The following is a 24,927-nucleotide window of genomic DNA, read 5'->3' on the forward strand; positions in this document are numbered from 1 at the left end:
ATGCCATGCTTTTCCAATCAGCAGCCGCCGTCGTCGGCGGGCCTTCCCTGAACAGCTTCGAGTTTTTGTACATCTCGGCAGCAGCCGTCATTATCTGCTGCGCCGTCAACCTGCAGATGGCGCGCAATGTCGCCCTGCTGCTGCTGAGCTTCGCATTCTTCATCAGCTTCGGATTCGATCCGGCGTCGATCATCGTGCTGGCCGGCTTCCTTGCCGTTTCATACGGGATCGGCCTGTTTCGCAAGCAACGCGGCGCGCGCTTCACCATGGAAGCGCAGCTGCTCGCCGTCGCATTGCTCTGGATCTTCCTGTTCCTGGCGCGAGACCCCCGATTGCTGGGGGCGGCCAACCCGTTCCACTACATGCCGGTCCACATCATCGGCATCTCCTACATGGTGTTCCGCTGCGTCAGCTACCTGATGGAGGTGGAGTTCATCGAAAGGCCGAGCTTCCTTCGATTCTGCACCTATGTCCTGTTTTTTCCTGCATTGCTGGCCGGACCGATCGAGCGCTATCGAAGCTTCGAGCTGCAGTTGGCATCCCCTGTCTTCGATACCAAGGCGGTCATCCCTGCGCTTCACCGCATCGCCAACGGAATGATCAAGAAGTTCGTCCTGGCCGACAACCTGTCGGCGTTCGGCATCTTCTCGTTCGACAACGCCGCACAGATGTCGGGGCCGATGTTGTGGGTGGGGGCGCTGGCCCAGCTCGGCCTCATCTACCTCGATTTTAGCGGCTATTGCGACATCGTGATCGGGACGGCCTCGCTGATGGGCTTCCGGCTGATCGAGAACTTCAATCGGCCGTTCGATTCAACGACGATCCAGGAATTCTGGAATCGGTGGCATATCTCGCTCAGCACGCTGGTCAGGGATTACGTCTTCACGCCGCTCAACTTCATCGTCATCAAGAAGGCGCCGCGCCGCATCCAGTTTGCCTTGATATCGGCCGTGTACTTCGCCTCGATGATCCTGATCGCGCTGTGGCATGGGGTGACGTGGGGCTTTCTGGCGTTCGGCACGGTTCACGGCGGCGCGCTGGTCGCGAGCCAGCTTTTCCGCAAATATGTCGGCGTCAAGAAGGGGCCGGCCGTCACCGGGCCCTCGATCTATCTCCGTCGCTTTCTCGTTTACGCGTTCGTGTCGACAACACTGATCCTTTGGCTCAAGTCCTACTCGGAGTGGGGCGCGATCTACGGTAAAATGCTGGGGCTGTATCGATGACATTGGGACGCGACGACATTCTCAGGATTGTCTGGCTGGCGGCGAAGATCGCCATCATCGTGCTGCTGTCGAACACCGGCCAGGCGCTGTTCGTTTACCAGAACTTCTGAACGCTGATGGTCGAGCCTGCAAAAACCAAGGGACCCCGGGGGCGCGACGTTCTCTCGCGCCTCGCTGTGACGGTGGCTGTGCTGGTCGCGGTGCTGGCCTGTCTGGATGTTGCCTTGCGGATCGCCGCGCCGGCCAGCGGCATCTTTCGAAGGACGATCGACGTCCAGTCGCCGGCGGCGCTCTACACCAAGCTCGAAGAGTTTCGAAAGTTCGACGGACTGAAGGTCGCCGTTCTGGGCGACTCCCTGATCTTCGGTCGCGCCATGCGGGACAAGGGCGATACCGCCTGGCAATCGCATACCTTGTCGAGCCAGTTGCAGAACTGGCTTGCCGAAAAGCATCCCGGTCAAAAGGTATATGTCGCCAATTTCGGCATGAACGGGACGCTTCCGACCGATCTTGAGAACCTTGTACGCATCGTTCTGCCCACAAAGCCCGATGTCATCGTGTTCGATCTGAGCCTGCGCTCCTTCTCCCGTGACTTCGATCGGGAAGGCGAAAGCAGAACCCGTGTCTGGCTGGACACCCTGTCCGTCGATGCCAACGGCACCTATTCCACCGGCCAGGGAGTTGGCGGGATCGCGCGATGGAGCCACGACGCACTGGTCAATTGGTGGTTTCTGTACCGGTCGCGCGACTTTCTCCAGGCCCTGTGGTTCGACGGCAGCCCCTTCAACTTCCTGGTCGGCCTGCGAGATGCCGCGGACAAATGGCTGCAAGGCTCGTCAGGGGCCAAGGGCGACGACCTCGACGATATCGTGCTCCTGATGCGGGCGCGGTCACGGTACGAAAAGATCGACCTCGCTCCCGACAACCCGCAACGACAAGCCCTCGAACGGACGCTGCGGCGCGTGTCTGAGGCAAAACAGCCCACGCTGATCTTCTACGCGACCGAGAATCCGAAGGTATTGCCAGACCTGCTTCCGCAGCAAAAATTTGCCGAGCTGCAGGCTCAACTCGTGCAGATCATCACGCCGCAGCCTCCGGACCGAGTTTACGTTGGGCCGCTCGCGACCCTTCCGGCGTCCGAATTCCTCGATCACGTTCATCTCGATAAGGCCGGCTACGGCCAGCTGAGCGCGGAACTTGGCCCGCGCCTGGACGCCATGATCGGGAGACGGTGAGGGAGCCTTGTGAATGCCGGTGCCATCTGCTAGTCCTCGCGCCGAAAATACGAATTTTACGGCACTTGCTTGGCCATTTCGGCGCTGCCGGCTTACCCAAATCGTGGGATGATTGTGATGACTGACGAGGAAATCTATTCCCGCCTCACGCCGATTTTCCGGGACGTCTTCGACGACGACACGCTAACGCCCCATCCGGAAATGACCGCGGCGGAAGTGCCGGCGTGGGACAGCCTCAGCAATATCCGGCTGGTCGTCGCTGTCGAGGTGGAGTTCAAGATCCAGTTCTCGACCGGCGAGGTTGCCGCCCTGAAGAACGTCGGCGAATTCGTCAACGTCATCCGTCAAAGGGCGTCGCGTTGAGCGAACAGCCACGAGTGCTGGTCTGGAGCGAGCTCAAGGAGGGCATGACCGTCTCGCTTCCGTTCCGGATCGGCCAAAGTGAGATGGATACCTTCCGAAAGCTGTCGGGAGATTCGAGCCGCATTCATATCGATGCCGAATTCGCGCGAAGCCGCGGGTTCTCGGGCCCCGTCGTCTACGGCGCGCTCACCGTCGCCAGGCTTTCGCATCTGGTCGGTATGCATTTGCCGGGCGACCTTGGGCTGGCAACGAGCTGGCGGATTGACTTCAATAAGCCGCTCTATATCGACGAGGAAGCGACTTTCAACGGCGAACTCACTCACGTGTCGCAATCCACCCATACCGTCAGCCTGAAGTTTCGGGTGTATGCGGGTGAGAAGTTGATCGCCAGCGGCACCGCCGGATCCAAACTTCTAGACGAATGACACCATCCTGGGTCAAAACGCCATGACGTTTCAGCTTCAAGAACTACCCTGGTTAGAAGCGCCCCCCGCGGATTTCAAATCACTCTGCAACGCGCTTGATGCCTCCGATGCACCTGATGGCGCCGAGATCGTCGGGCTCGCCACCAAGGCCCTCAATACGGATCAGCTCACGCGCCTTTCGAAGACCATCGAACGCGCGCGAACCAAGACGAAAGCGCTGTCGCCGCTTCGCGGGTTTCATCTTGGGTTGCTCGGCAACGGCACAACCTGCCTGTTCGCCCCTGCCCTTGCCGCCGGCGCCGCGCGCCATGGCGTCTTGCTCCGCGTGACCCAGGCCGACTACGATCAGGTGGCGCAGGAAGCACTCGATGCGTCCTCCACGATCAACGCCGCCAAGCCCGACGCCGTTCTGCTCGCGCTCGATTTCCACGGGCTGCCCTTCAACAGCGCCGGCGGCAATTCGTCGGACCAGTCCGCGCTCGACTATGTGGGGATGATCCGCGAAGGCCTCGAGCGTGGCGCCGGGGTGCCGGTCATCTTTCAGACCGTTGCCTGCCCGCCGCAACCGCTGTTCGGAAGCATGGACGCGCAGGTGTCGATGTCGTTGCGCCGCCAGATCCAGGATTTCAACGACGGGCTTCGCGAGCTCGCCGCGAAGCGCGGTGACTACATCCTCGATGTCGCCGCCCTGGCGGAATCGATCGGAACCCAGAACTGGCACAATCCCGTCCAGTGGAATCTCTACAAGCTGCCCTTCGCGCAAACGATGGTGCCGATCTACGTTGAATATGTCGGACGCCTGCTTGGCGCGATCCGCGGCAACGCCCGCAAATGCCTCGTGCTTGATCTCGATAACACGCTCTGGGGCGGCACGATCGGCGACGACGGACTGGAAGGGATCGTTCTCGGACAGGGCGATGGGGTGGGAGAAGCCTTCACCGAGATCCAGCGGACCGCGCTTCAGCTGCGCGATCGCGGCGTCATCCTGGCGGTATCGTCGAAGAATACCGATGAGGTCGCACGACAGCCCTTCCGCGAACATCCCGAGATGACGCTGAAGCTGGACCACATTGCGGTCTTTCAAGCCAATTGGAGCGACAAGGCGACCAATATCGAGGCCATCGCCAAGACGCTGAATATCGGGCTGGATTCCCTCGTGCTGCTCGATGACAACCCCGCCGAGCGAAGCCAGGTGCGAAAGGCGTTGCCGATGGTGGCCGTGCCCGAGCTGCCCGCCGATCCTTCGCTCTATGCGCGCACGCTGCTGAACGCGGGCTATTTCGAAGCCGTCACGTTTTCCGAAGAGGATCGTCAGCGCGGCGACCAATATCAGGCAAATGCGCAACGTGCGGAGCTGTCGGCGAAGTCCCGCGACATGGACGAATTCCTGACCTCGCTCGGCATGACGATCGAATTCCACGCGTTCGATGCCGTCAATCTGGGGCGGATCGCGCAGCTCATCAACAAGACCAATCAGTTCAACCTGACGACGCGTCGCTACACGCATTCCGAAGTCGAGACCATGTCGCGCTCGCCGGATTGCCTGACCTTCCAGATCAGGCTGCGCGACCGCTTCGGTGACAACGGGGTGATTGGCGTCGTCATTGCGCGAAAGAAGGACGCGACCTTCGATATCGACACCTGGTTGATGAGCTGCCGGGTCCTCGGCAGACGAGTCGAGGAAGCCATCATCGCCGAGCTCGTCCGCCACTGCCGTTTGAACGGCGTCGACACGCTGGAGGGAAGCTACCTCCCCACCGCCAAGAACGGGATGGTGCGCGACCTGTACAAGAAGCTCGGATTTGCGCCGGCCGGCGGCACGGACGACCAGCATGTCTGGAAGCTGGATATCTCCGAATACAACGTCCCCGCCCTGCCGTTCGAGGTCATTCGCGACAGCGCAGCGAATGCGTGAGAACGGGCCGCGAGGCCCGAACGGTGATACCGCCGGCGCGATCCCGTGCACGGGCCGCATCGAACATTCCCGGCCAGAGCCAAACCGCTCCCGGCCGATTTCTCATGGTCAGATGATTTGACGTAGCCAGCGACGGCCGGATTTGAACATCCGGCCTCAAGGCACGAAGCTGCCGCTCGCATTGTCCGAGCGGAATGTCGGATCGTGCAGATGGCGGAGAGAGTGTCAGTCAACCCTTATTGAAGGATAACGCATTTTCGAATTTCTGAAAGCAAAACCTACCGTTTGGGCTACGCATGAAATGCGGTTTGTCTACGACAACGCGTACGCAACCAAATGGTCGCTTACCTATAGTAACACCGTCTCAGGCTCGGTTTCGCATGGACACGTAACACGGCGTAGTAAGGCGCGCCGCGGCGAATAAGCGGTGGCCTGCAAACCGACCGTTGCGATTAGTTGAACGCGTTGTCGGCGGCATCGGCATAATGGCGGTCGATTCATAGTCGGCGAGTTCGTAGCGCATGATTCGATCGCCCAGTTTTGGAGCTTGGATCACGGCGATCCGGATCGCAACGCCTTGGCCCGGCCCCCGCCGCGCGGCGCTTATGAGCGGGAGCGGACATCAACCATCCGACAATCCCCGCCCAAACTCCGAAACTGGTGCGGTTCGCGCGCAAGGCGAGGCGGTCTCGAGGACGATCCTATTTCGCCCCCGTACCATTCCTGATCTCGGATGGTGTCGCGTGGTAGCGCCGGCGAAACGCCCTATTGAAGTACGAGAGGTCATTGAAGCCGAGTTCGAATGCGATCGTGCTGATCGCGCGGCGCGAATGCAGCGGGTTCCTCAAAATTCCAAAGGCACGCACCAAGCGCTGGCCGAGTACGAACTCCGAGTAGGTGACGCCCTCGCTCTCGAACAGCTTGTGCAGATAGCGCACCGTCATGCGATTGCGGGTCGCGACTATCGTCGCGTTCAGGTTGCCGTCATCGAGGTTGGCAATGATATCGGCCTTGATGGCGGCCAGCCGGACCGCGCCCACCGTTCTGTCCACGGCAAGCGCCGTGGCGTCGCCGCTTGCCCCAAGCGCCAGCGCGACGAGATCATAGAAGTGGCTGATGATAAGGCGCTGCGAGGCGGGTGTCGCTAACGCCTCATCGTCGGCTACGATGTCGAGATATTTGCTCAGGAGTCTCAGCCCGCTGGTGTCCCTCGCGATGCGTCGCATCGTTATATTTCCGAGCTTGGGAACAAGCGGCGCAATTGCAGATCGGGGCACGCGTATTCCGGCGATGTTGGCGGACGAGGGCGAGGTCATGGTCCAGCTGGCCTCCTCGTTCGTCATCAGCACGGCGTCCCCGTCACTGAGAACTATCTCCCGCCCCCTCCGGCTTCCCACGGTCGTCCCGGTCAGGGTCATACAGAGATAGACGAGGTCACCTTCTTGCCGCACACCCTCGCGGCGGATGCTCGTACAACTAGCCGTCAGGATGCGAAGCGCCGGCATTATGCGATTGACAAGATCAACCCTCGGCACAGCGTTGCCATAGCGAACAAATCTGGTCGGCAGGAGGCCGCGCTCATGCAGCTCTTCGAGCGTTTTGCCTCGTCCCTCTTCCGGCAAGGCGCGGCTCGAGAACCGAACGACTTTGTAGTCTGGCGTCAACGTCACCATCTGCCGTCCGGCTGCAAGAGCACGTGGACCGATCTGTACAGTCTAGCAAACAGGGCACTTTAGTCCAAGCCCGTCTTCCCTCCTGTCCAAGACCGCTTGGCCGTGACGGCGCAAGTTCGTTACCGGTGAAGGTTCGGCGCAATTTGGCAGGCAATGAACATGTCAAGACCAATCGGCCGGCACGCAATCGTTGTCGGAGCCGGCATGGCGGGGCTCGCTGCCGCGAAAGCCCTGTCGTCGTTCTTCGACACCGTCACCGTGCTGGAGCGTGACGCGCTGCCGTCAGCGCCGGTCGCCCGCAGTGGCACGCCCCAAGCACGACAAGTCCACGTCCTACTTAGAGGCGGCCTCGACGCGCTGAACGAGCTCTTGCCGGATTTTGAAACGGAGGTTGAGCGCGCTGGGGCCGTTCGGGTGCGGGTCGGCTCTCAATTTCGTCTCGAATTGCCAGGCTTTGATCCGTTTCCGCGGCGCGATCTCGGATTCGACTGTCTCAACATGACGCGGCCGCTTCTGGAATTCGTGGCGAGGCGCCGTGTCCAGCGAGTGGGCAACATCGCGCTGAACCCACGTTGCCGTGTCACAAGGTTTCTGGAAGCGCCCGGCAAGGACGCGGTGGCGGGCGTACGCTACGAACGCGAGGGCGGACAGAGCCACGAGCTCGCGGCTGACTTGGTCGTCGACGCGTCGTCGCGCGGCGCGCTGACGCTGGATTTGCTGAACAGGATCGGCGCGCCGCCGCCGGAAGAAACGGAAATCGGCATCGACCTGCGCTATGCAACCGCGATGTTCGAGATTCCGCCTCGGGCGCCCCCTGATTGGCGCGCCGTGCTACACCGGCCCGCCCCCCAGAGCGGCCGCGGCGGTTTGCTTATTCCAATCGAGAACAACTGCTGGCAAGTCCATGTCAACCATATGCATGGCGCAGCCGTACCTGAAAACGTCGGGGACTTCATCGCATCGGTCAGGACGTTGCGGACGCAGACGATTTATGCCGCGATCAAGGATGCCGTGCCCATCGGTCCAATCCACCGATTTGTCTTTCCGTGCAGCATTCGCCGGCGATTCGAGGTCCTTGAGCGTTTTCCGGATCGTCTGCTGCCGCTCGGCGATGCGATCTGCCGCTTCAATCCCGCGTCTGGCCAGGGCATGAGCGTAGCCGCGCAGGAAGCCGCTGTCCTGAAACGGCTGATTGAAGCGCGGGCCTTGGATGCGCAACCGCTCAAGGGACTCGCGCGATCTTTCTTCGCAGCGATACAGGGCCTTCTGGATGCGCCGTGGGCGACGGCGGAGAGCGACTTCATCTATGAGAAGACACGCGGGCAGCGCCCGCATGACTTCAGCGAGCGAATGAGTTTCAATGCGGCCCTGCAGCGCCTCGCGAGCGAGGATGCCGCAGTGCATCAGATCATGAGCGAGGTGATCCACCTCGTGAAGCCGTCCAGCGCTCTGCGCGATCCCCGGATCGTCGGTCGGGTAACGGCGCTGATGGCTGCCTCCGCTTGATTCCCCGGAATACTCTGTAACTGCCAAAGGAAGCCAAATGGCCCTTATCATCAGACAATTGGCGATATTATCCGGTGCACTCATGTTGTTTGTAGGCAGCGCATCTGCGCAGAAGCTATACGGTCCCGGCGTGAGCGACACCGAGATCAAGATCGGCAACATCATGCCATACAGCGGTCCAGCTTCGGCCTATGGCATCATCGGCAAGACCATGAGCGCTTACTTTCGCATGATTAACGATAACGGCGGCATCAACGGCCGCAAGATCAACTTCATCTCCTATGATGACGGTTACAGTCCGCCAAAGGCCGTGGAGCAGGCACGAAGGTTGGTCGAGAGCGATGAAGTGCTTCTGGTCTTTGCGCCACTTGGTACTGCGTCCAATGCCGCCATTCAAAAGTACATGAATACGATGCGCGTGCCGCAACTCTTCGTTTTGAGCGGCGCCTCGCGCTGGGGTGAACCCGAGCATTTTCCCTGGACGATTGGCTTGCAGCCCAACTACCGCGCAGAAGCACGGGTCTATGCAACATATATTCTCGAGCAATATCCCAATGCTAAAATCGGCATCCTCTATCAGAACGATGATTTCGGAAGGGACTACATGGCGGGATTGAAGGACGTGCTGCGGGACAAGTACGACAGGATGGTCATTGCCAGTACGCCCTACGAAACCAGTACGCCAACGGTGGACTCGCTAGTCGTCGCGATCAAGACCGCTAATCCCGACATCTTCCTCAATATCGCGACGTCGAAATTTGCAGCGCAGGCAATCAAGAAGATTGCCGAGCTCAATTGGCACCCCATCCATATCTTGACGAATATATCGGTTTCCGTTGGAGCAGTGCTGAGACCCGCTGGGCTTGACAACGCCAAAGGCATTCTCAGCGCGGGTTTTCAGATGGATGTCACGGATCCGCAGTGGGATGGTCAGCCAGGCATGCAGCGCTTTCGGACCTTCATGGCAAGATACTATCCCGAAGCAGATCGTTCTGAGGGCGGTCCGATGGTCGCCTTCAACGCGTCGAGCGCGCTCGTCGAGGTGCTCAAGCGTTGCGGCGACAATGTCACGCGTGAAAACGTCATGAAGGTAGTGACCGACCTTGACTTTGAGATCGATACGCTCGTTCCCGGCATTCGTATCAAGACCAGCACGACGGACTTTTATCCGATCGAGCAGTTCCGAATGATGCGCTTCACCGGCGAGTGGTGGGAGTTATTCGGCCCGATCCTGGATGGACACGTCGAGAGGTGAAGCTGTTTGACCGCATCGGACACGGCTCCCCTCAGCGTGCGCCCGCACTCAATGACTTTCTCCTCGCGCAGCTGAGGTGCTGCCTACCTCCGCTAGAATTCGCGCGTTCGGTGCACCGTTCGTTACGCCCTTCAATTTGGTGCAGAATCTGCGAAGCCGAATTTTGAGTCCGACGTCAAGCGGTTTGAACTGTCTGGCGCGTCTGCTCGCTTACTCCCTCGTGAATCCGTCCTCCGAACCCACGGTCAAACCCACGGTTTGCGCAAGGACTAGGACTAAAAGCGTGGATGTAGCCACAAGGGCCCTGCCGCGCTGCCCATTGTTTTTGCTGTCGCTTCGAACAAGGAGATGCTGGGGGAGTAGTATAGTGGCGGAAGAACCGTCCTCCGAACCCACGGCGAAAAACCTACAGCTCGCGCGAGGAATTAGCGCAAAATCGCGGAATTCTTCGGTCGTCTCGCAGCAGATTCGGACAACCGGATACTGGAGAGAGCTGTAGCGTAGAAATGGCGGAGAGAGTTTCAGTCAATCCCCATTGATGTATAAGGCGTTTTTCCTTCCGACGGGCAGCAACCCACGGTCCTGGCTACCAGCAATTAGCCCATCCCGCGCGCCGCCGCGCCCCAAGCCCTCTGCGCGATCTTCCGTCGATCTGAACGCGGCCGCCGACCGGGCAATGTCCGCCGGCGGCGCCGCATGATACGCTGTGATCAGAGTTCCGGCTGGAAATCCCCATGGCGAAGCGCCACGGACGCAGGATGGCGAAACGGCTGAAAAAGACTGCGTTACCGCGGCCAAAGCAGCGCGAGGGCGTCCCGCGATCGACATCTTTGCAGGGGCGAGAAACAGAAATCGCCCTGATCGATCAACTTCTCGATCGTATCGACCAGGGTGGCTCGAATCTCGTTGTCAGCGGGGCAACCGGGATCGGAAAGTCAGCGATTCTAGACGAGGCGAAAAGCCGGGCACGCGAGTGCGGCATCACCGTGCTCGGCATGACGGGCGTCCTGGCTGAAGTTCATATTGCGTTCGCTGGACTTGAGCAGGCGCTACGCCCGCTCATGAAACAGGCGAAGTCCTTGGCTTCTCGCCAGCGGTCTGCTCTGCTGAACGCCTTTCGCATGAGCGATGATGCCGCTGCATCGCCGGATATTTGGCTGGTCGCTCTGGCGACACTTTCGCTTCTGACGGAGGGTGCGGGTCACAAGCCTATCTTGCTCATCGCTGACGACGCCCAGTGGCTCGATGAGGCGACCCGCGACGTGCTGTCCTTCGTCTCCAGGCGATTGAGTTCGGATCCCATAGTTCTGCTCCTGGCAGTACGAGAGGGCTTCGATCTCCCGTTTGGAGATGCTGGCACTTTGCGCCACGTCGTTCCGCCTCTCGGCAATGTCGATGCGGCACGCTTGCTGGACCTCCAGGCGCCCGGCCTCTCCAGGGACCTCCACTGCCGCTTCCTGAGAGAAGCTGCCGGCAATCCGCTGGCCCTAGTGGAGTTGCCGCGCGCAATACAGGCGGCCGATCACGGTGAGGGCCGGTGGCTTCCGTTGACGGAGCGCCTGGAACGCGCCTTTTGCAGTCGCTTGTCCGAACTTCCCGATGTTACACGCACACTCCTGTCCGTAGCCGCGGAAAACGATGGGACGTCCCCCCACGAAATCATGCGCGCCAGTGAAGTGCTGCTGGATGGGAGCATCGGAGTTGACGTATTCGCGCCCGCCATCTCGGCAAGGCTGATCGAGTTCGATGCAACAGAGGTACGGTTTCGGCACCCGCTTGTGCGATCCGCAATTCATCAAGTAACCGACGTTGCAACACGCAAAAAGGTTCATGCCGCGCTCGCGGCGATCATCGAAGATCAGGATCGCCGGCTTTGGCATCGCGCGGCAGCGACCATCGGCCCGGATGATGAACTGGCCGTGGAACACGATCTCATGGCAACTCGTGTGCTGCGGCGGGGCGCGCTCACGACGGTCGTCGAAATCCTCCAGATCGCGGCAAAGCTGAGCAGCACGAAAAAGGCGAGAAGGGAGCGACTTTTGCGGGCCGCCGAATTTGCAGCAGTTGATCTCGGGCGGCCAACTCTGGTCGAGCATCTGTTGCGGGGGGCCGAGGTGGATGGGTCGGATAGACTGAGCGCCGCTCGGGTCGGGTGGTGTCGCGAAGTAGGCGAGCCTCAGATGGCCAATGATCCCAGGAAGATCTCCGCCCTGATCGGGTTTGCCGATCAGGCACACGGCGCTGGCGCGAAGGATCTGGCAAGCAGTCTTCTCGTGCGAGCGGCGCAACGCTGTTTGTGGAGCAACGCGAGCAGCGACGTTCGCGCTAGCGTCCTCGCCGCGGCAAGCCAACTGGAGTTGCCGGAACTCGACCCTCGCTTGATTGCAATATCCGCCTATGTAGAGCCGCTTCAACAAGGCGGCGAGGTGTACGTGAAGCTGCAAGCGCTTTCCGCAGGAAGACTCGGCGACCCCCATATTGGGCGCATCCTGGGGAGCGCTGCAAACATCATCGGCGCGTTCGATCTCGGTGTAAGCTTTCTCGCCGAATCCAACGCAGAGCTGCGCAAACAAGCCCGCATTGGCAACCTCCCGCGTGTGCTCTTTGCTCAAGCCTGGTCCGAAATGGAAGTGGGCGATTGGGTGGGAGCAATGAGAGAGGCCGAAGAAGCAGTCCGCCTTGCCGAAGAGGTCGAGGCGCCTTATGGGCCGCGGCGGCCACGATCGTGAAGGCGAGGCTGGCGGGCATGCAAGGCGAACTCGAACAATCCGAGGCGCACGCGGCTCAAGCGGAGCGCCTGGTTTTATCAACCGGCGCCAGTTTCTTGCCAGCGCTTCTGCAGTTGGCGCGAGGCATAGCCGCCATCGGCGCCGGCCGGCATTTGGAGGCATTAGAGCACCTTCGCCGCCTGTTTGTGCCAGCCGATCCCGCCTTCAACTTCGGTCTGCAGTTCTTTGCGCTCGCCGATTTCGTAGAGGCGGCGGTCTACTCCAATCGCTCGCAAGCTGCGCGTACCGTGATCGATGAGATCGAGCGCGTCTCGACCCCGAGGCCGGTGCCGTGGGTCAAGACAATGTTGTCCTACAGCAAGGCGCTGGTCGCGGCCAATGAGGATGCGGAAGGCTTCTTTTTGCAGGGCCTTGGCCCGGCTGCAAAGAATTGGCCTTTCCTGCGCGGGCGCCTCCTGCTCGGCTACGGCGTGTGGCTGCGCCGGCAGCGCAGGCCCGCCGATGCGCGGGCTCCACTGCGCGAGGCTCGCGGCATTTTCGACGCGCTCGGCGCTTCGCCCTGGAGCGATCGCGCGCGGGAGGAGTTGCGAGCAGCCGGCGAAACCAGCCATCGCCGAACCGGGCAAATTTGGGAGAGGCTGACTCCGCAAGAGTTGCACATCGCCCAACTCGCGGCTCAAGGGCTTTCGAACAAGGTGATCGGAGCAAGACTGTATCTGTCACACCGCACCGTCGGTTATCATTTGCATCACATCTTTTCCAAGACCGGGATCACCTCCCGGTCCGGCCTGGGGACCATCCTCTCCACGGCCAACGGCCCGCCAACCTGATCCTGTCTGCCATCGGACTGGTCATCTGACAGATGCGGCAGTCCTCGGTCGCCCGCATTCTCTACGTGTAAATCCACGAAGGGACTGTAGGTGTACAGATGATCTTTTTCCTCATAGCGGCTTGGACCTACTTGCGGGTGTCCCCGCCGCTACGAGTTCCAGCTGTCGCTCGAAGATATCTGCGGCTCTGCCGCCTCGTCGCTAACCGTCTCTTTTGAAGGAGGCCGAAGATGACGCAGGTATATTTCCATTGCTCCAATGCCAACGAGGTGCTGATCGATCGCTGCGGCGCCATTGTGGAAGACCTTGGAAAGGCACGTGATCGCGCGGCCTCGGTCGTGCGCTCGCTCACGACCGCACGAAGTCGTGAGGATTGGCGCCGCTGGATTCTGCACGTCAACGACGATCTCGGCGAAGAACTCTTCGTAGTCCTGTTTGCCTTCATCCTCCGCAAACCGAGTTGAGATCGGCATGTCGTGTATTCCAATTAGCTCATGGACCTTCGCCATCCGCGTTTGGCTGGCCATCATCCTGGCGTTGTTTGTAAGCTTCTGGCTGCAGCTCGAAGCGCCGTTCACGGCGGCAGTGACGGTCGCCATTCTCGCGGAGCCGACCCGCGGTCAAGCATTAGAAAAAGCTGCCTTTCGAATGACCGGCACCGTTGTGGGGGTGATAGCCTCAGTCGCGATCACCGGGCTCTTCTCGCAGACAAGAGATCTGATGCTGGCGGCGTCTGCAGTGTGGCTCGGCCTTTGCGTCTTTGCGGCAAAACTTCTGGATGGTTATCGCGCCTATGCAGCCGTGCTGACCGGCTACACCGTTGCAAACGTCGCGATACAGCAGATCGACAGTCCGCAGCGCGTGTTCGACGCTGGCATGGAGCGTGGCGCGGCGATTGCGATCGGCATCATCTCGATAGCCGTCGTAAATGTATTGCTATCCGCTCCCGACCGGCATCCGCGACTTGCCACGCAATTGACAGCAATTCATCGTCGCGTGCGCGATTACGCAAGCGCTGCCTTCCGTGGCGATAGGGACAACTTAGCGACCTTCCTGACCCTGGTGCGGGACATCGTTGGGCTCAGACCTGACATAGCAAGCGTCGCTATCGAGTCGAGTAGCGGTCCCGTCAGCAGCGCCGCCGCCCGCAGCGCTGCCGTCAACCTCGTCGCTGAATTGCAAGCAGCCCGAGCCTTGAATACCGCTTCCGCCGATGTCGAGACCGACGCTTCCGCATCGAAAATGCGAGAGTTGCTGCGGCGGGACGACGACGTTTGTCGGGATTTGTTAGCCCTGCGGTCGACGAGATGGCCATCACGATCACAGCGCGTCCCCTTGTACCGCTCTTATGGAATTGCGGCCGAAACTGCCGTGCGCGCCGTTCTGTGGTTTGCAATTGCCTCGATGTTCTTTGTCTGGGCCGGCTGGTCCGCGGCAAGCGCGTCGTTGTACCTAGTCGCCGCGATCGGTGCACTGGGCGTTACGACGCCCAACCCACGCGGTTACACCGCGATAGCGCTTCTGGGCGCGCCGATCGCGGTCGTGCTGGCAGGCATACTCGAGTTCATCGTGCTCGACGGCGCCGACGGCTTTCCGGTACTGACGATCGCGCTGGCTCCTTTCATGATCGGTGCGGCTCTTCTCACTACCTCGGAAAATCCGGTTTGGTCGGGAATTGGCCGCATCAATCTCATCGCCATCCCGACGATCCTCGCGCCTAGCAATCCCCAGTCATACAACCCTGAGGCGTTCCTTTTCACGTCTCTCTTTGTCATTGCGGCCGCAGCGGTCCTGCTGGCGGCACAGATGCTCATTCCGCCCGTCTCCGATGACAAACAGAGGATGCGGCTGCTCAGCGAAGCTCGTGGCGCGCTGGGGGCTGACAACGGGAACAGCGAAAGTCCGGAGGAAGCAATGTTCCGCGACGCATCGCGCATCGGACAATTTCTTTCTGCTGACGGAGCGCAGGACAGCCGCGGTCTCGCAGAACTGCTCTCCTGCTTCGACCAATCGGCAATGCTACGGCGCTGCAACGCGGAACCGACGCAACTCGTCGACGCTTCGTCTCGGGAGGCAACCTGATGGCACACACCTTCGGAGAGTTGGTCGTCGGAGGCGTTCTGTTCGCACCCTTCGTAACCTACCTGGTGGCAGCCATTGCTGTTCTCGTGGTTCTTCGACCGCTGCTGACTGTTGCAGGGTTCGCGAAGATTTTCAGTCACGTTCCGATCGCACAGCTCAGTCTCTTTGTGACGATCCTGTGCCTGTTGCTGCTGTTGTTCTAGAGGAGAGTGCCATGGATGCGATGGTTCGTGATGAGGCTGTTGAAGATGAGGCGCGGTCACGCGTCGGGCGCTTTTCGCCGGTGTCGGATCGAGGAGCAAGCGAGTTCGCGCGAAGAGTCTCGGAAGGTTGTCCGGACGACGAACAGACCGCCTCGCCTCCAACAAAATCGGTGCCGCGGCGAAGAGCCAACGGCTCACGAGCGATGCGGCTCCTGCTTCGCGGATTGGCGACCGCCAGTATCGCGACTGGTGCAGTGCTAGGAGCAGTCATGGCCTGGGATTTGTACAATGCCGCGCCCTGGACGCGTGATGGCAGCGTGCGCGTTCAAGTCGCGAACGTGGCACCGCAGATTTCCGGTCAGATCGCGGAGATTCGGGTCGTCGACAATCAATTCGTTCGCAAGGGCGATATTCTTTATGTCATCGAGCCCTTCGACTTCCAGGTCGCGCTGCGCGCTTACAAGGCGTCGCTCCAGCAAAAGATGGCTGATCGGGACGTCAAAAATTTGCAGTCCGAGCGACGGCAGCGCTTGACCGATCTTGCGGTAAGCACTGAGGAGAAGCAGACCTATCAGGCAAATGCCGTCCAGGCGGCAGCCGTCGTTGACTCGGCTCAGGAGCAGGTGAAGCAGGCGGAGATCAACCTGCAGCGCACCGAGGTGCGCAGCCCGGTGGACGGATACGTGACCAACCTCTTGCTCCGGGTGGGAAACTACGCGGTACAGGGGACCAGCAATATCTCAATTGTCGACACAGACAGCTTCTGGATCGACGGCTATTTCGAGGAGACAAAGCTGGCCCGACTATGCGTGGGTGACCGCGCCGAGGCGAAGCTGATGGGTTACTCGGCGCCGATCATCGGTCACATCGCAACAGTGACGCGCGGTGTCAGCGTGTCCAATGCTACGGCCGCTACGCAAGGCTTGCCCAACGTCGATCCTGTTTACACCTGGGTGCGTCTCGCGCAGCGAGTACCGGTTCGCATCGTGATCGACAAGGTTCCGCCCGGCGTGCCGCTGGTGTCCGGCCTGACCGCGACGGTCACGATCCGTGACGGCAAGGACGACGAGAGCAAAACGCGGCTTCAGAGGGCGAGCGCCGACCTTCAGCGGAGCTTTGCGGGATTGTTCGGCGGAGATCCGGCGCGGCCTGGCTGCATTCCTAATCCGTCATGAGGCCCCGATTCCACCAACATCAGCAACTCAAGGAGAAAAGCAATGTCCAGCATCCCTACCCTGCGCATGACAATCGGTGACTTCCTGCTTCGTCGTCTTGGAGAGGCCGGCATCCGACATTTGTTCGGTGTGCCCGGCGACTACAATCTGCCGCTGTTGCAGCAGCTCTACGACGCCGGCCCGCTGGAATGGATCGGCACGACCGGCGAGTTGAACGCGTCCTATGCGGCGGATGGTTATGCACGGCTCAACGGTCTGGGCGCGCTGCTGGTGACGAACGGCGTTGGGGCGCTGAGTGCAATCAATGGCATCGGTGGCTCATACAGCGAGCACGTGCCGGTCATCTGTATCTGCGGATCGATACCGCTCCGCTCCATCGACCGTGGGCTCGGAATGCATCACACGATGGCTGACGGGACTTTCGATCACTTCCTCGATGCCTACGCGCCGGTGACCGTTGCGCGGACGAGGCTCACCCCACGCAACGCGGCGACCGAGATCGATCGGCTGATCCTCACCGCATGGCGGGAGAAGCTTCCGGTGTACATGGAGTTGCCGTCCGACATCGCCTACCTCGATATCGAGGTTCCCACAGCTCCGCTCGTGCTGTCCGAGCCGCCGAGTGATCCTGAACGGCTGCGCTCGTGCATCACCGCTGTCGCGGGGCGATTGGCCGCCGCCACGTCTCCGGCGATCCTCATCGACGCCGACGCGGACCGGTTCGGCGTCGCGCCCGAGCTGATGGAGCTGGCCGACAAGTTGCGGGCTCCGGTGGCCGTCGTCAACGCAGCAAAGGCTGTGATCGACGAGACGTTCCCTCATTACCTCGGCATCTACGGCGGCGAGGCAAGCGCGCCGGGAGTCCGCGAGGCAATCGAGGGCAGCGACTGCCTGCTCTCGATCGGCTATCGACCGATCGAGGTGACGACCGGCGACTTCACCGCCGTGTTGCCTGCCGGTACGATCCAAGCGCGCGGCCATTCGGTCGATGTAGGCAATGACAACTATCAGGCGGTGACGCTCAAGGAAGTCCTGCGCGGCGTCATCGACGCGGTTCCGTCAGTCGCGAGCCGCGCTCCACGTGACGCTGCCCCAGCGATGGAAGGCAAGCAGGCCTACGGCTCCGCCAAGCTCTCTCAGGCTGCCTACTGGCAGGCCATCCAGAGCTATCTGCGGCCTGGGGACGTCCTGTACGTCGACAATGGGACGTCATTCGTTCTTCTCGGCCTGAAGCTTCCGGCCGATTGCACTTTCATCGGCTCGATCAACTGGGGATCAATCGGCTACTCGGTCGGAGCCTTGCTCGGCGCACTCACGGCGGCGCCGCACCGTCGTCACCTGCTGTTCCTTGGCGACGGCTCTTTCCAGGTCACGGCGCAGGAGCTATCGACCATTCTGCGCCACGACCACAAGCCGGTGATCTTCCTGATCAACAACGGCGGGTACACCATCGAACGCGGCTATCTCGGCAAGACCGAGTCCTACAACGACGTCGCCAACTGGGCCTATGCCGCTCTACCCAAGGTGCTCTGTCCTGACACTTCCGCACGCTCGTTCGTCGTCAAGACTTGCGGTGACCTGCAGGATGCCCTTCGTGCGCCTAACGATACGATGATCTTCGTCGAATCGATCATGGACTCCGGCGATGCTCTCGCTCCGGTCATCGTCAGCAGCAACAAGGGCGCCGAACTCGACTACGGACCTCGCGGTCCGCACCGACGCGACGACGTGCAGCTTCAGCCGGCTGCGGTTGATTAGGCGGGCAGTGCAATTTTCTCGATCTTAAACGGCGTCTCGTGCGCCGAAGTCCGACCAAACAGTGGAGAAAATAACATGACCAACGCTAACCCCATTAACCGCGTCGCCATCTTCGGTACGGGCGTGATCGGCGCGAGCTGGACCGCGCTGTTTCTGGCGAGGGGACTGCACGTCGTCGCGACGGACATCGCGCCGAACGCTGAAGCGTCGCTCCGCAAGTTCGTCGAGACAGCCTGGCCAGCTCTCAAGCGATTGGGCCTCTCGGCCAGAGCGTCGCAAACCAATCTCAAGTTCACCGCGGATCTCGCCGAAGCGCTCGCCGGCGTTGATCTCGTGCAGGAGAATGGCCCCGAGCGGATTGATTTCAAGCAGAAGCTTTATGCACAGTTCGACGAGCTGCTGCCGCCCGGCGTGATCATCGCATCGAGCTCGTCGGGACTCACAATGAGCGAAATCCAAAAGGGCGCCGTATCCTACCCCGAGCGTTGTGTCATCGCCCATCCGTTCAATCCGCCGCACCTGATTCCGCTGGTGGAAATCGTCGGCGGAGCCAAGACCTCCGAAGAGACGATCCGGCGCGCCGCGGAATTTTATGCATCGATCGGACAGCGACCGGTGCGCCTCAACAAGGAAATGCCGGGACATGTTGCGAATCGCTTGCAAGCGGCGCTTGGGCGCGAGGTCTATCACCTCGTTGCCGAGGGGATCGTCAGCGCCGCCGACGTCGACACCGCCCTGTGCTGGGGGCCTGGCCTGCGCTGGGGTATCATGGGCAACATGATGCTCAATCATCTCGGCGGTGGTCCGGGCGGCATCGAGCAATTCCTCGAGCAGTTCACTGGACCGATGACAGCCTGGTGGAAGACCCTAGGGTCCCCCGAGATGACTCCCGCGGTACAAAGGAAGCTCATCGACAGCGTGTACGCCGAAGTCGGACCGCGGACCATCGGAGAGCTTGAGGCCGAGCGAGACGACATTCTGCTCGGACTGCTCGAATTACGCACCAAGCGTTCGGAGGCGCTCTGGCCAACACAAGTCGCAACCGAGTAGCGAGGCAGTTCTTGGGCCTGCTGAACTCATCGCGGCGGAGCCGTGGCCGAGCCAAACATCGGTCTTCAGTAGCCGCGACCCTTGTGCGGGCACAGTTTGTCTCTTGCGCCCGCTTGGGCCGCGCCGAGAGTCCGCTTTGCTCGCCCCGATATCCGATCTTACGACGCGCATCGGTTCGATCTGTGCCAATTGATCTGCGCGCTGTACCTGATGGCGAGAGAAACGAAGGAAAGGGCGTGGATGAGGAGCTAATGCGAGGGCGAAGAACCAAAAAAATATAATAGAATCAATTCTTATGGCGGAGAGAGTGGGATTCGAACCCACGGTACGGTTTCCCGCACACACGCTTTCCAAGCGTGCGCCTTAAGCCACTCGGCCATCTCTCCGGGAGGCCTCTCTTGAAGGGCTGAGGCGGATTTTGCAAGGGAGCGCGGGGCCGGAGCGCGAAATTTCCCCAATTGATTGAAAATATTGGGTAAATCCGCGCTGGTCGCGGCCGTGCCCGGCCGCCTCGCGGTCTTATTTGTTCGATTTTGGAGGGTGGCCGGCCAGAGGCAGGCACAAATCAGGCGATGCGGCCGAATGCTCCGTAGTGAAAGCCGGACTGCTCCGGTTACACCTGTCACGGGAATGCTGATCTATCAGTCACCAGCGCGACGCATTCGGCGTCGTCCTGGCGAAAGCCAGGACCCATTACCCCAGCCGGTCGCTGCTACGCGACGCCGGGGCCGCGATCCCTTTCACAATCCGACACGGTGGTTATGGGTCCTGGCTTTCGCCAGGACGGCTCGCGTGAAGGGTTGAGCGCGCACTCCGACGTCATCGCCTAGCTCGATGGCACCGAGCAAGCTGTCTGACAGGTGAACGGACGGCAGCCGACGATGCAGCGCGCAGGACAGCCGCTGACACGCCCATCCTGCGATGCGATCGCGACCCGGCGCTCGCTCAGTGATAGCGCGCGGCAAAATCCGCCGTGCGGCGCGGCCACAGGGTTGGTGGCTCCGGCAGCGCCGCGGCACCCGCATTGTGCGTATCCTGCAGCGCCTCGATGAAATCGGCGAACCATTGCTGGATGGTGCCGCTGTTGAGCTTCTCCATCATCGCTTCCCAGCGCATCCGCCGCTCGGTCAGCGGCATCGCGAGCGCGGTCGCCAGCGTGCGCGCCATGCCGTCGATGTCGTGCGGATTGACCAGCAGTGCGGCGTCGAGCTCGTTCGCCGCGCCTGCGAATTTCGACAGCACCAGCACGCCGGGATCGGCCGGATTCTGCGCGGCGACATATTCCTTGGCGACGAGGTTCATGCCGTCCTGCAGCGGCGTCACCACGCCGACCTGCGCGGTGCGATAGAGCCCCGCGAGCACGCCTTGGCCAAAGCCCTTGTTGAGATAGCGGATCGGCGTCCAGTCCACCTCGCCATGCACGCCGTTGACGTCGGTGACGAGTTTCGCCACCTCGCTCGCGAGATTGCCATAGGCCTCGATCGCGCCGCGCGAGGGCGTTGCGATCTGCAGCAGCGACACCGAACGCTTCAGCGTCGGGTGCAGCGTCCACATCTTGTCGAACGCCTTGATGCGGTTGACCAGACCCTTGGAATAGTCGAGCCGGTCGACGCCGATCGCAAGCTTCTCGCCGTTGAGGCTGCGCCGCAGCCGCATCACGTCGGGATGCGTCATCGCCTTGGTGGCCTGCTGCGCGAACTTGTCGGGATCGATGCCGATCGGAAACACCGCGGCGCGGGTGCGGCCGAACGGCGAATTGATCACGCCGTCGCGCACCTCGAAATCGAGATCGTGCTGCACATAGCTCAGGAAGTTGTCGCAGTCCTCATCGGTCTGGAAGCCGATCAGGTCATAGGACAGCATCGCCTCGATCAGCTCACGATGATTGGGCACGCCTGCGATCACCGCGCGCGCCGGCCACGGCGTGTGCAGGAAGAAGCCGATCGGCTGCGTGACGCCGAGATCGCGCAGCTCCGCGCCGAGCGCGAGGAAATGATAGTCCTGGATCCAGAACACGGAATCCGGCTTGCGGAAGCGCAGCAGCGCCCGCGCCATGAACGCGTTCACTTCGCGGTAGCTCGTGTAATCCTCGTGCGAGGCACGAATCAGATCGGCGCGCGAATGCATCGCGGGCCACAGCGCCGAATTGGCAAAGCCTTCATAGTAGCCGCCATAATGCGCGGCCGGCAGATCGAGCATCGCCAGCGCACCTGCACCGAGAGCTTCGACCTCTGCAAAAGGTTCCTTCAGGTTCCCGTCGCGGACCCGTCCGCTGGAACCAACCCATATTGCCCCTGTCTTCTCCACCACCGGCAACAATGCCGCTGCAAGCCCCCCCGTCATGGGTTCATTGGGTTTTCCGCGCGAGACGCGGTTCGATACGACGACGAGGTTCACCAGGTCCCCTCCTGTTGGTCAACTCGCGTATTAACAACCATTCATCAAGATGGTTCCGGATCAAAAAATCTCCCAATTGAAACCAAATTCTGGCAAACACCTGCGGAACTCGCGGGAACTCGCGAAAAGAAAAATGCGCGCGAGATCGCGCACGCGACGCAAAAGCACCGCATTCGATTCGGCTGCAATGAAAGTGACTCGTTAGGACAGACTCGCGTCCCTATCATCTTCGAGCAGCCGCGCGAGAAACGCGCGCACATCGCTCGGCCCGTCGAAATGTCCGGCGACACCGGTCGCACGACGCCCAACGGAGAATGCGAGCCCCTCATAGTCAGGCATGATCGCGAACACCGTCTCGTCGGTGACGTCGTCGCCGATGAAGAACGGACGGCGTCCCCTGAACGGCTCATGCGTCATCAGCTCGAGCACGCCGGTTGCCTTGGTGAAGCCGGAATGCTTGATCTCGCAGACACTCTTGCCCGGCAGCACCTCGATCGGCGCGTTCGGCAACTCGGCGCGGATCAGCGACACCGCTTCATAGATCGCCTTCTCTGCTTGCGGCGCTAGCCGATAATGCAGCGCCAGCGAGTAACCCTTGTCTTCGAGCAGAATGCCGGGGCTGAGCTTTGCGATCGCGGCAAGGCGCCGCTTCAATTCCTTGTCGAGCGGCGGCGCGTGCGCGGCGACCGCCTCGCTATCCGGCTGCAGCCGCATCTCGGCGCCATGGCCGCCGATCGCGGGGAATACTTCCGGTGCGAAGATCAGGTCGATGTCATTGAGCGAGCGCCCGCTGACGAGCGCCAGCGCGCCGCCCGTGCGCTCATGCAGTTGCCTCAGCGTGGTCGCGAGCTCCGGCGGCACCCACACCTCGCGCGGGGTCGGTGCGAGATCGAGCAGGGTGCCGTCGATGTCGAGCAGCACCGCGGTCCGATCCAGCGGCGGAATCAGCGACGCCGGCGCCGGCACGCTGCCGGTCGTCGCGTCAGGGGTGATGTCATCATCCAGGGGCATTTCAGCTACGTCATGCTTCGTCATAGTCTACTCCACAAATGCCAAAGGCCGCGCGACGGATTCGAGCGATTTTCGCTCGGCCGCGACGGCATAGCGCCATGCGACGGCTGCGGCGACCAACATGAGTGCCGACCCCAGGAGGTAGCCGGCGAAGACGCTGTTGCGCGATCCGGTGTCGATCAGCACGCCGAACAGCGCCGGTCCAATCACGCCGCCGATGCCGGTGCCGACGGCATAGAAGACGGCGATGGCAAGCGCGCGGACCTCCAGCGGAAACGTCTCGCTGACGGTGAGATAGGCGGCGCTTGCCGCAGGCGAAGCGAAGAAGAAGATCACCATCCAGGCGATGGTCTGGGTCTGCGCACTGAACACGCCGATCGAGAACAGATAGCCGGACAACGCGAGCAGCACGCCCGACACGGCGTAGGTCAGCACGATCATGGTGCGGCGGCCCAGCGTGTCGAACAGGCGGCCGAGCAGCAGCGGCCCGAGGAAGTTGCCGGCGGCGAAGGGGAGGATGTACCAGCCGACATTGCTGGCGGCGATACCGAAGAAATCGGTCAGGATCAGCGCGAAGGTGAAGAAGATCGCATTGTAGAAGAATGCCTGCGCGGCCATCAGCGTCAGCCCGACCAGCGAGCGCTGCCGGTAGGTGGAGAACAGCGTCACCGCGACCTCGCGCAGCGGCGTGTGATCGCGCATCCGAAGCTTGATCTTGTCAAAGTCTTCACTCGACTGTTCGTGGCCGAGCACGGAAGTCTCGATACCGGCGACGATCTTGTGGGCCTCGTCGGGACGGCCATGGATCATCAGCCAGCGCGGGCTTTCCGGGATCCACATCCGCATCAACAGCACGACGAGGCCGAGGACCGCGCCGGTGAAGTAAGCAATCCGCCAGCCATGGTCAGGCGCAAGGAACGCGGGATCGAGCAGCACGATCGCGCTCACCGCACCGATCGCCGCACCGATCCAGAAGCTGCCGTTGATGACGAGATCGGTCCAGCCGCGATAGCGCGCCGGCACCAGCTCCTGGATAGTCGAATTGATCGCGGTGTATTCGCCGCCGATGCCGGCGCCGGTAAGGAAACGAAACAGCGCATAGCTTGCGATATTCCACGACAGCGCGGTCGCAGCCGTCGCCGAGAGATACACCGCGAGTGTGATGAAGAACAGCTTCTTGCGGCCGATCCGGTCGGTGAGCCAGCCGAAGCCGAGCGCGCCGAGCACGGCGCCGGCGAGATAGGCGCTGCTGGCGAGCCCGACATCTGCGTTGGAGAAGCTCATTGTCGAGCTCTCCTTCAGCGCACCCGACAACGCGCCGGCCAGCGTCACTTCGAGCCCGTCGAGAATCCAGGTGATGCCGAGCGCCAGCACGACGCGGGTGTGAAAACCGCTCCAGCTGAGATTGTCGAGCCGGACCGGGATCGAGGTCTCGATGATGCGGTCGTCATTCCCTGCATCCAGCGACGCCGTCCTGCCCGCCGTAGTCGCAGAGCTTACCTGTGTCTGCTGCAAATTCATCAGATTGGACCAATGAGAAAATCCCCGGAACGGTGCGTTCCAAGGTTCTCCCTCCCAGGATTGCGGCAAACGGAGTGCCCGCCACGCGATGTCAACGCCGCAGGCCGGCAAGGGTTCCCGCAATGCGGGATAGGAACCGCGACCGCGGCGGACTGTTCTCGGCTGAAAATCCACGGAGCTATCGATGGCCGCACACAAGAAAGCAACCCGCAAGACGGCGAGAAAATCGGCACGAAAATCGACCGCGCGATCCACGAGCACCGCACGCCGCAAGCGTGGAGCGAAGACAAAAACCTCGAAGCGCTGGTCGCAACGGGTGACAAAAGAGAGCGACGCGCTCGACCTCAAGCGCGGCGTGTTCAAGCAAACCAGTGCGAAGAAGATCGCGGCCTCGCTGAAACAATCCGCCGAGCACAGCACGCGGCGCAAGAGCGGCGCCTATCGTTCCGCGCTGTCGATGCTGACCTTCTACATCAACCGCGCCGGCAAGACGCTGCCGAAGACCGAACGGTCACGGCTGGAGCGCGCCAAGGCCGAATTGAAGCATCAGTTCGGGCGCGACTGATTTTGTCGTCC

20 protein-coding genes and 1 tRNA gene are annotated in these 24,927 nt (G+C 61.4%); 16 read left to right on the forward strand and 5 right to left on the reverse strand.

From position 1 onward, the window contains the following. Positions 1 to 5: 5 nt before the first annotated feature. From FBZ93_RS25715 to FBZ93_RS25735, 5 genes are all read left to right on the forward strand, one after another. Positions 6 to 1,223 (forward strand): MBOAT family O-acyltransferase, encoded by a 1,218-nt coding sequence (locus FBZ93_RS25715; RefSeq protein ID WP_146989637.1) that lies wholly within the window; start codon positions 6 to 8, stop codon positions 1,221 to 1,223. 116 nt (positions 1,224 to 1,339) lie between these two features. Further along, on the forward strand, positions 1,340 to 2,458 hold the full coding sequence (locus FBZ93_RS25720; protein WP_146989639.1) for a hypothetical protein: 1,119 nt from the start codon (positions 1,340 to 1,342) through the stop codon (positions 2,456 to 2,458). Between the two features lie 117 nt (positions 2,459 to 2,575). Beyond that, positions 2,576 to 2,821 (forward strand): acyl carrier protein, encoded by a 246-nt coding sequence (locus FBZ93_RS25725; protein WP_050630179.1) that lies wholly within the window; start codon positions 2,576 to 2,578, stop codon positions 2,819 to 2,821. Further along, positions 2,818 to 3,246, forward strand: coding sequence for a MaoC/PaaZ C-terminal domain-containing protein (locus FBZ93_RS25730; protein ID WP_146989641.1), 429 nt, complete (start codon positions 2,818 to 2,820; stop codon positions 3,244 to 3,246). Before FBZ93_RS25725 ends, FBZ93_RS25730 begins: the two co-directional genes overlap by 4 nt. Positions 3,247 to 3,268: 22 nt before the next feature. After that, positions 3,269 to 5,161: an HAD-IIIC family phosphatase gene (locus tag FBZ93_RS25735; protein ID WP_146989643.1), complete on the forward strand. Its 1,893-nt coding sequence runs from the start codon at positions 3,269 to 3,271 to the stop codon at positions 5,159 to 5,161. 701 nt (positions 5,162 to 5,862) lie between these two features. Here FBZ93_RS25735 and FBZ93_RS25740 read toward each other — a convergent pair. After that, positions 5,863 to 6,834, reverse strand: a complete 972-nt coding sequence (locus FBZ93_RS25740; RefSeq protein ID WP_146989645.1) for a helix-turn-helix domain-containing protein — start codon at positions 6,832 to 6,834, stop codon at positions 5,863 to 5,865. 159 nt (positions 6,835 to 6,993) lie between these two features. Here FBZ93_RS25740 and FBZ93_RS25745 point away from each other — a divergent pair, with 159 nt between their 5' ends. The 10 genes from FBZ93_RS25745 to FBZ93_RS25785 all read left to right on the forward strand — a co-directional run bounded on the left by FBZ93_RS25745 (position 6,994) and on the right by FBZ93_RS25785 (position 19,422). Continuing rightward, positions 6,994 to 8,340 carry an FAD-dependent monooxygenase gene (locus tag FBZ93_RS25745; RefSeq protein ID WP_283810840.1) on the forward strand — a complete coding sequence of 449 codons (1,347 nt, stop codon included), beginning with the start codon at positions 6,994 to 6,996 and terminating at the stop codon, positions 8,338 to 8,340. 37 nt (positions 8,341 to 8,377) lie between these two features. Next, complete coding sequence (locus FBZ93_RS25750) at positions 8,378 to 9,595, forward strand: ABC transporter substrate-binding protein (protein ID WP_146989648.1); 1,218 nt, start codon at positions 8,378 to 8,380, stop codon at positions 9,593 to 9,595. A gap of 758 nt (positions 9,596 to 10,353) precedes the next feature. Then, positions 10,354 to 12,324, forward strand: coding sequence for an AAA family ATPase (locus tag FBZ93_RS25755; protein ID WP_246667642.1), 1,971 nt, complete (start codon positions 10,354 to 10,356; stop codon positions 12,322 to 12,324). A 17-nt stretch (positions 12,325 to 12,341) separates the two neighbouring features. Then, entirely contained in the window at positions 12,342 to 13,154 is an 813-nt protein-coding gene (locus FBZ93_RS41375; protein ID WP_246667643.1) for a helix-turn-helix transcriptional regulator, read from the forward strand. Between the two features lie 230 nt (positions 13,155 to 13,384). Then, positions 13,385 to 13,618: a DUF6894 family protein gene (locus FBZ93_RS25760; protein ID WP_146989650.1), complete on the forward strand. Its 234-nt coding sequence runs from the start codon at positions 13,385 to 13,387 to the stop codon at positions 13,616 to 13,618. Positions 13,619 to 13,625: 7 nt separating this feature from the next. Further along, positions 13,626 to 15,236, forward strand: a complete 1,611-nt coding sequence (locus tag FBZ93_RS25765; RefSeq protein ID WP_146989652.1) for an FUSC family protein — start codon at positions 13,626 to 13,628, stop codon at positions 15,234 to 15,236. Then, positions 15,236 to 15,439 carry a DUF1656 domain-containing protein gene (locus FBZ93_RS25770; protein WP_146989654.1) on the forward strand — a complete coding sequence of 68 codons (204 nt, stop codon included), beginning with the start codon at positions 15,236 to 15,238 and terminating at the stop codon, positions 15,437 to 15,439. The genes FBZ93_RS25765 and FBZ93_RS25770 overlap by 1 nt, the downstream gene beginning before the upstream one ends. Positions 15,440 to 15,450: 11 nt before the next feature. Then, positions 15,451 to 16,614, forward strand: a complete 1,164-nt coding sequence (locus FBZ93_RS25775) for an efflux RND transporter periplasmic adaptor subunit (RefSeq protein ID WP_146989656.1) — start codon at positions 15,451 to 15,453, stop codon at positions 16,612 to 16,614. Between the two features lie 42 nt (positions 16,615 to 16,656). Further along, the gene (locus FBZ93_RS25780; RefSeq protein ID WP_146989658.1) at positions 16,657 to 18,372 is read left to right on the forward strand and encodes an alpha-keto acid decarboxylase family protein; all 1,716 of its coding nucleotides are present in this window, start codon (positions 16,657 to 16,659) and stop codon (positions 18,370 to 18,372) included. A gap of 75 nt (positions 18,373 to 18,447) precedes the next feature. Further along, a complete protein-coding gene (locus FBZ93_RS25785; RefSeq protein WP_146989660.1) occupies positions 18,448 to 19,422 on the forward strand; it encodes a 3-hydroxyacyl-CoA dehydrogenase NAD-binding domain-containing protein in 975 nt (324 codons plus the stop codon). A 296-nt stretch (positions 19,423 to 19,718) separates the two neighbouring features. Here FBZ93_RS25785 and FBZ93_RS25790 read toward each other — a convergent pair. The 4 genes from FBZ93_RS25790 to FBZ93_RS25805 form a co-directional block, all read right to left on the reverse strand. Further along, a tRNA-Ser gene (locus FBZ93_RS25790) sits at positions 19,719 to 19,808 on the reverse strand. 559 nt (positions 19,809 to 20,367) lie between these two features. Beyond that, a complete protein-coding gene (locus FBZ93_RS25795) occupies positions 20,368 to 21,819 on the reverse strand; it encodes a trehalose-6-phosphate synthase (RefSeq protein ID WP_146989662.1) in 1,452 nt (483 codons plus the stop codon). 201 nt (positions 21,820 to 22,020) lie between these two features. Further along, positions 22,021 to 22,830 (reverse strand): trehalose-phosphatase, encoded by an 810-nt coding sequence (otsB, locus tag FBZ93_RS25800; protein ID WP_246667653.1) that lies wholly within the window; start codon positions 22,828 to 22,830, stop codon positions 22,021 to 22,023. A 27-nt stretch (positions 22,831 to 22,857) separates the two neighbouring features. Continuing rightward, the gene (locus tag FBZ93_RS25805; protein ID WP_246667644.1) at positions 22,858 to 24,351 is read right to left on the reverse strand and encodes an MFS transporter; all 1,494 of its coding nucleotides are present in this window, start codon (positions 24,349 to 24,351) and stop codon (positions 22,858 to 22,860) included. Between the two features lie 184 nt (positions 24,352 to 24,535). On the opposite strand from FBZ93_RS25805, the gene FBZ93_RS25810 reads away from it, so the two are divergent. Then, on the forward strand, positions 24,536 to 24,916 hold the full coding sequence (locus tag FBZ93_RS25810) for a DUF3175 domain-containing protein (RefSeq protein ID WP_146989666.1): 381 nt from the start codon (positions 24,536 to 24,538) through the stop codon (positions 24,914 to 24,916). Positions 24,917 to 24,927: the final 11 nt, after the last annotated feature.

Source organism: Bradyrhizobium macuxiense (assembly GCF_007993935.1).
In the GTDB taxonomy this organism is placed as follows: domain Bacteria; phylum Pseudomonadota; class Alphaproteobacteria; order Rhizobiales; family Xanthobacteraceae; genus Bradyrhizobium; species Bradyrhizobium macuxiense_A.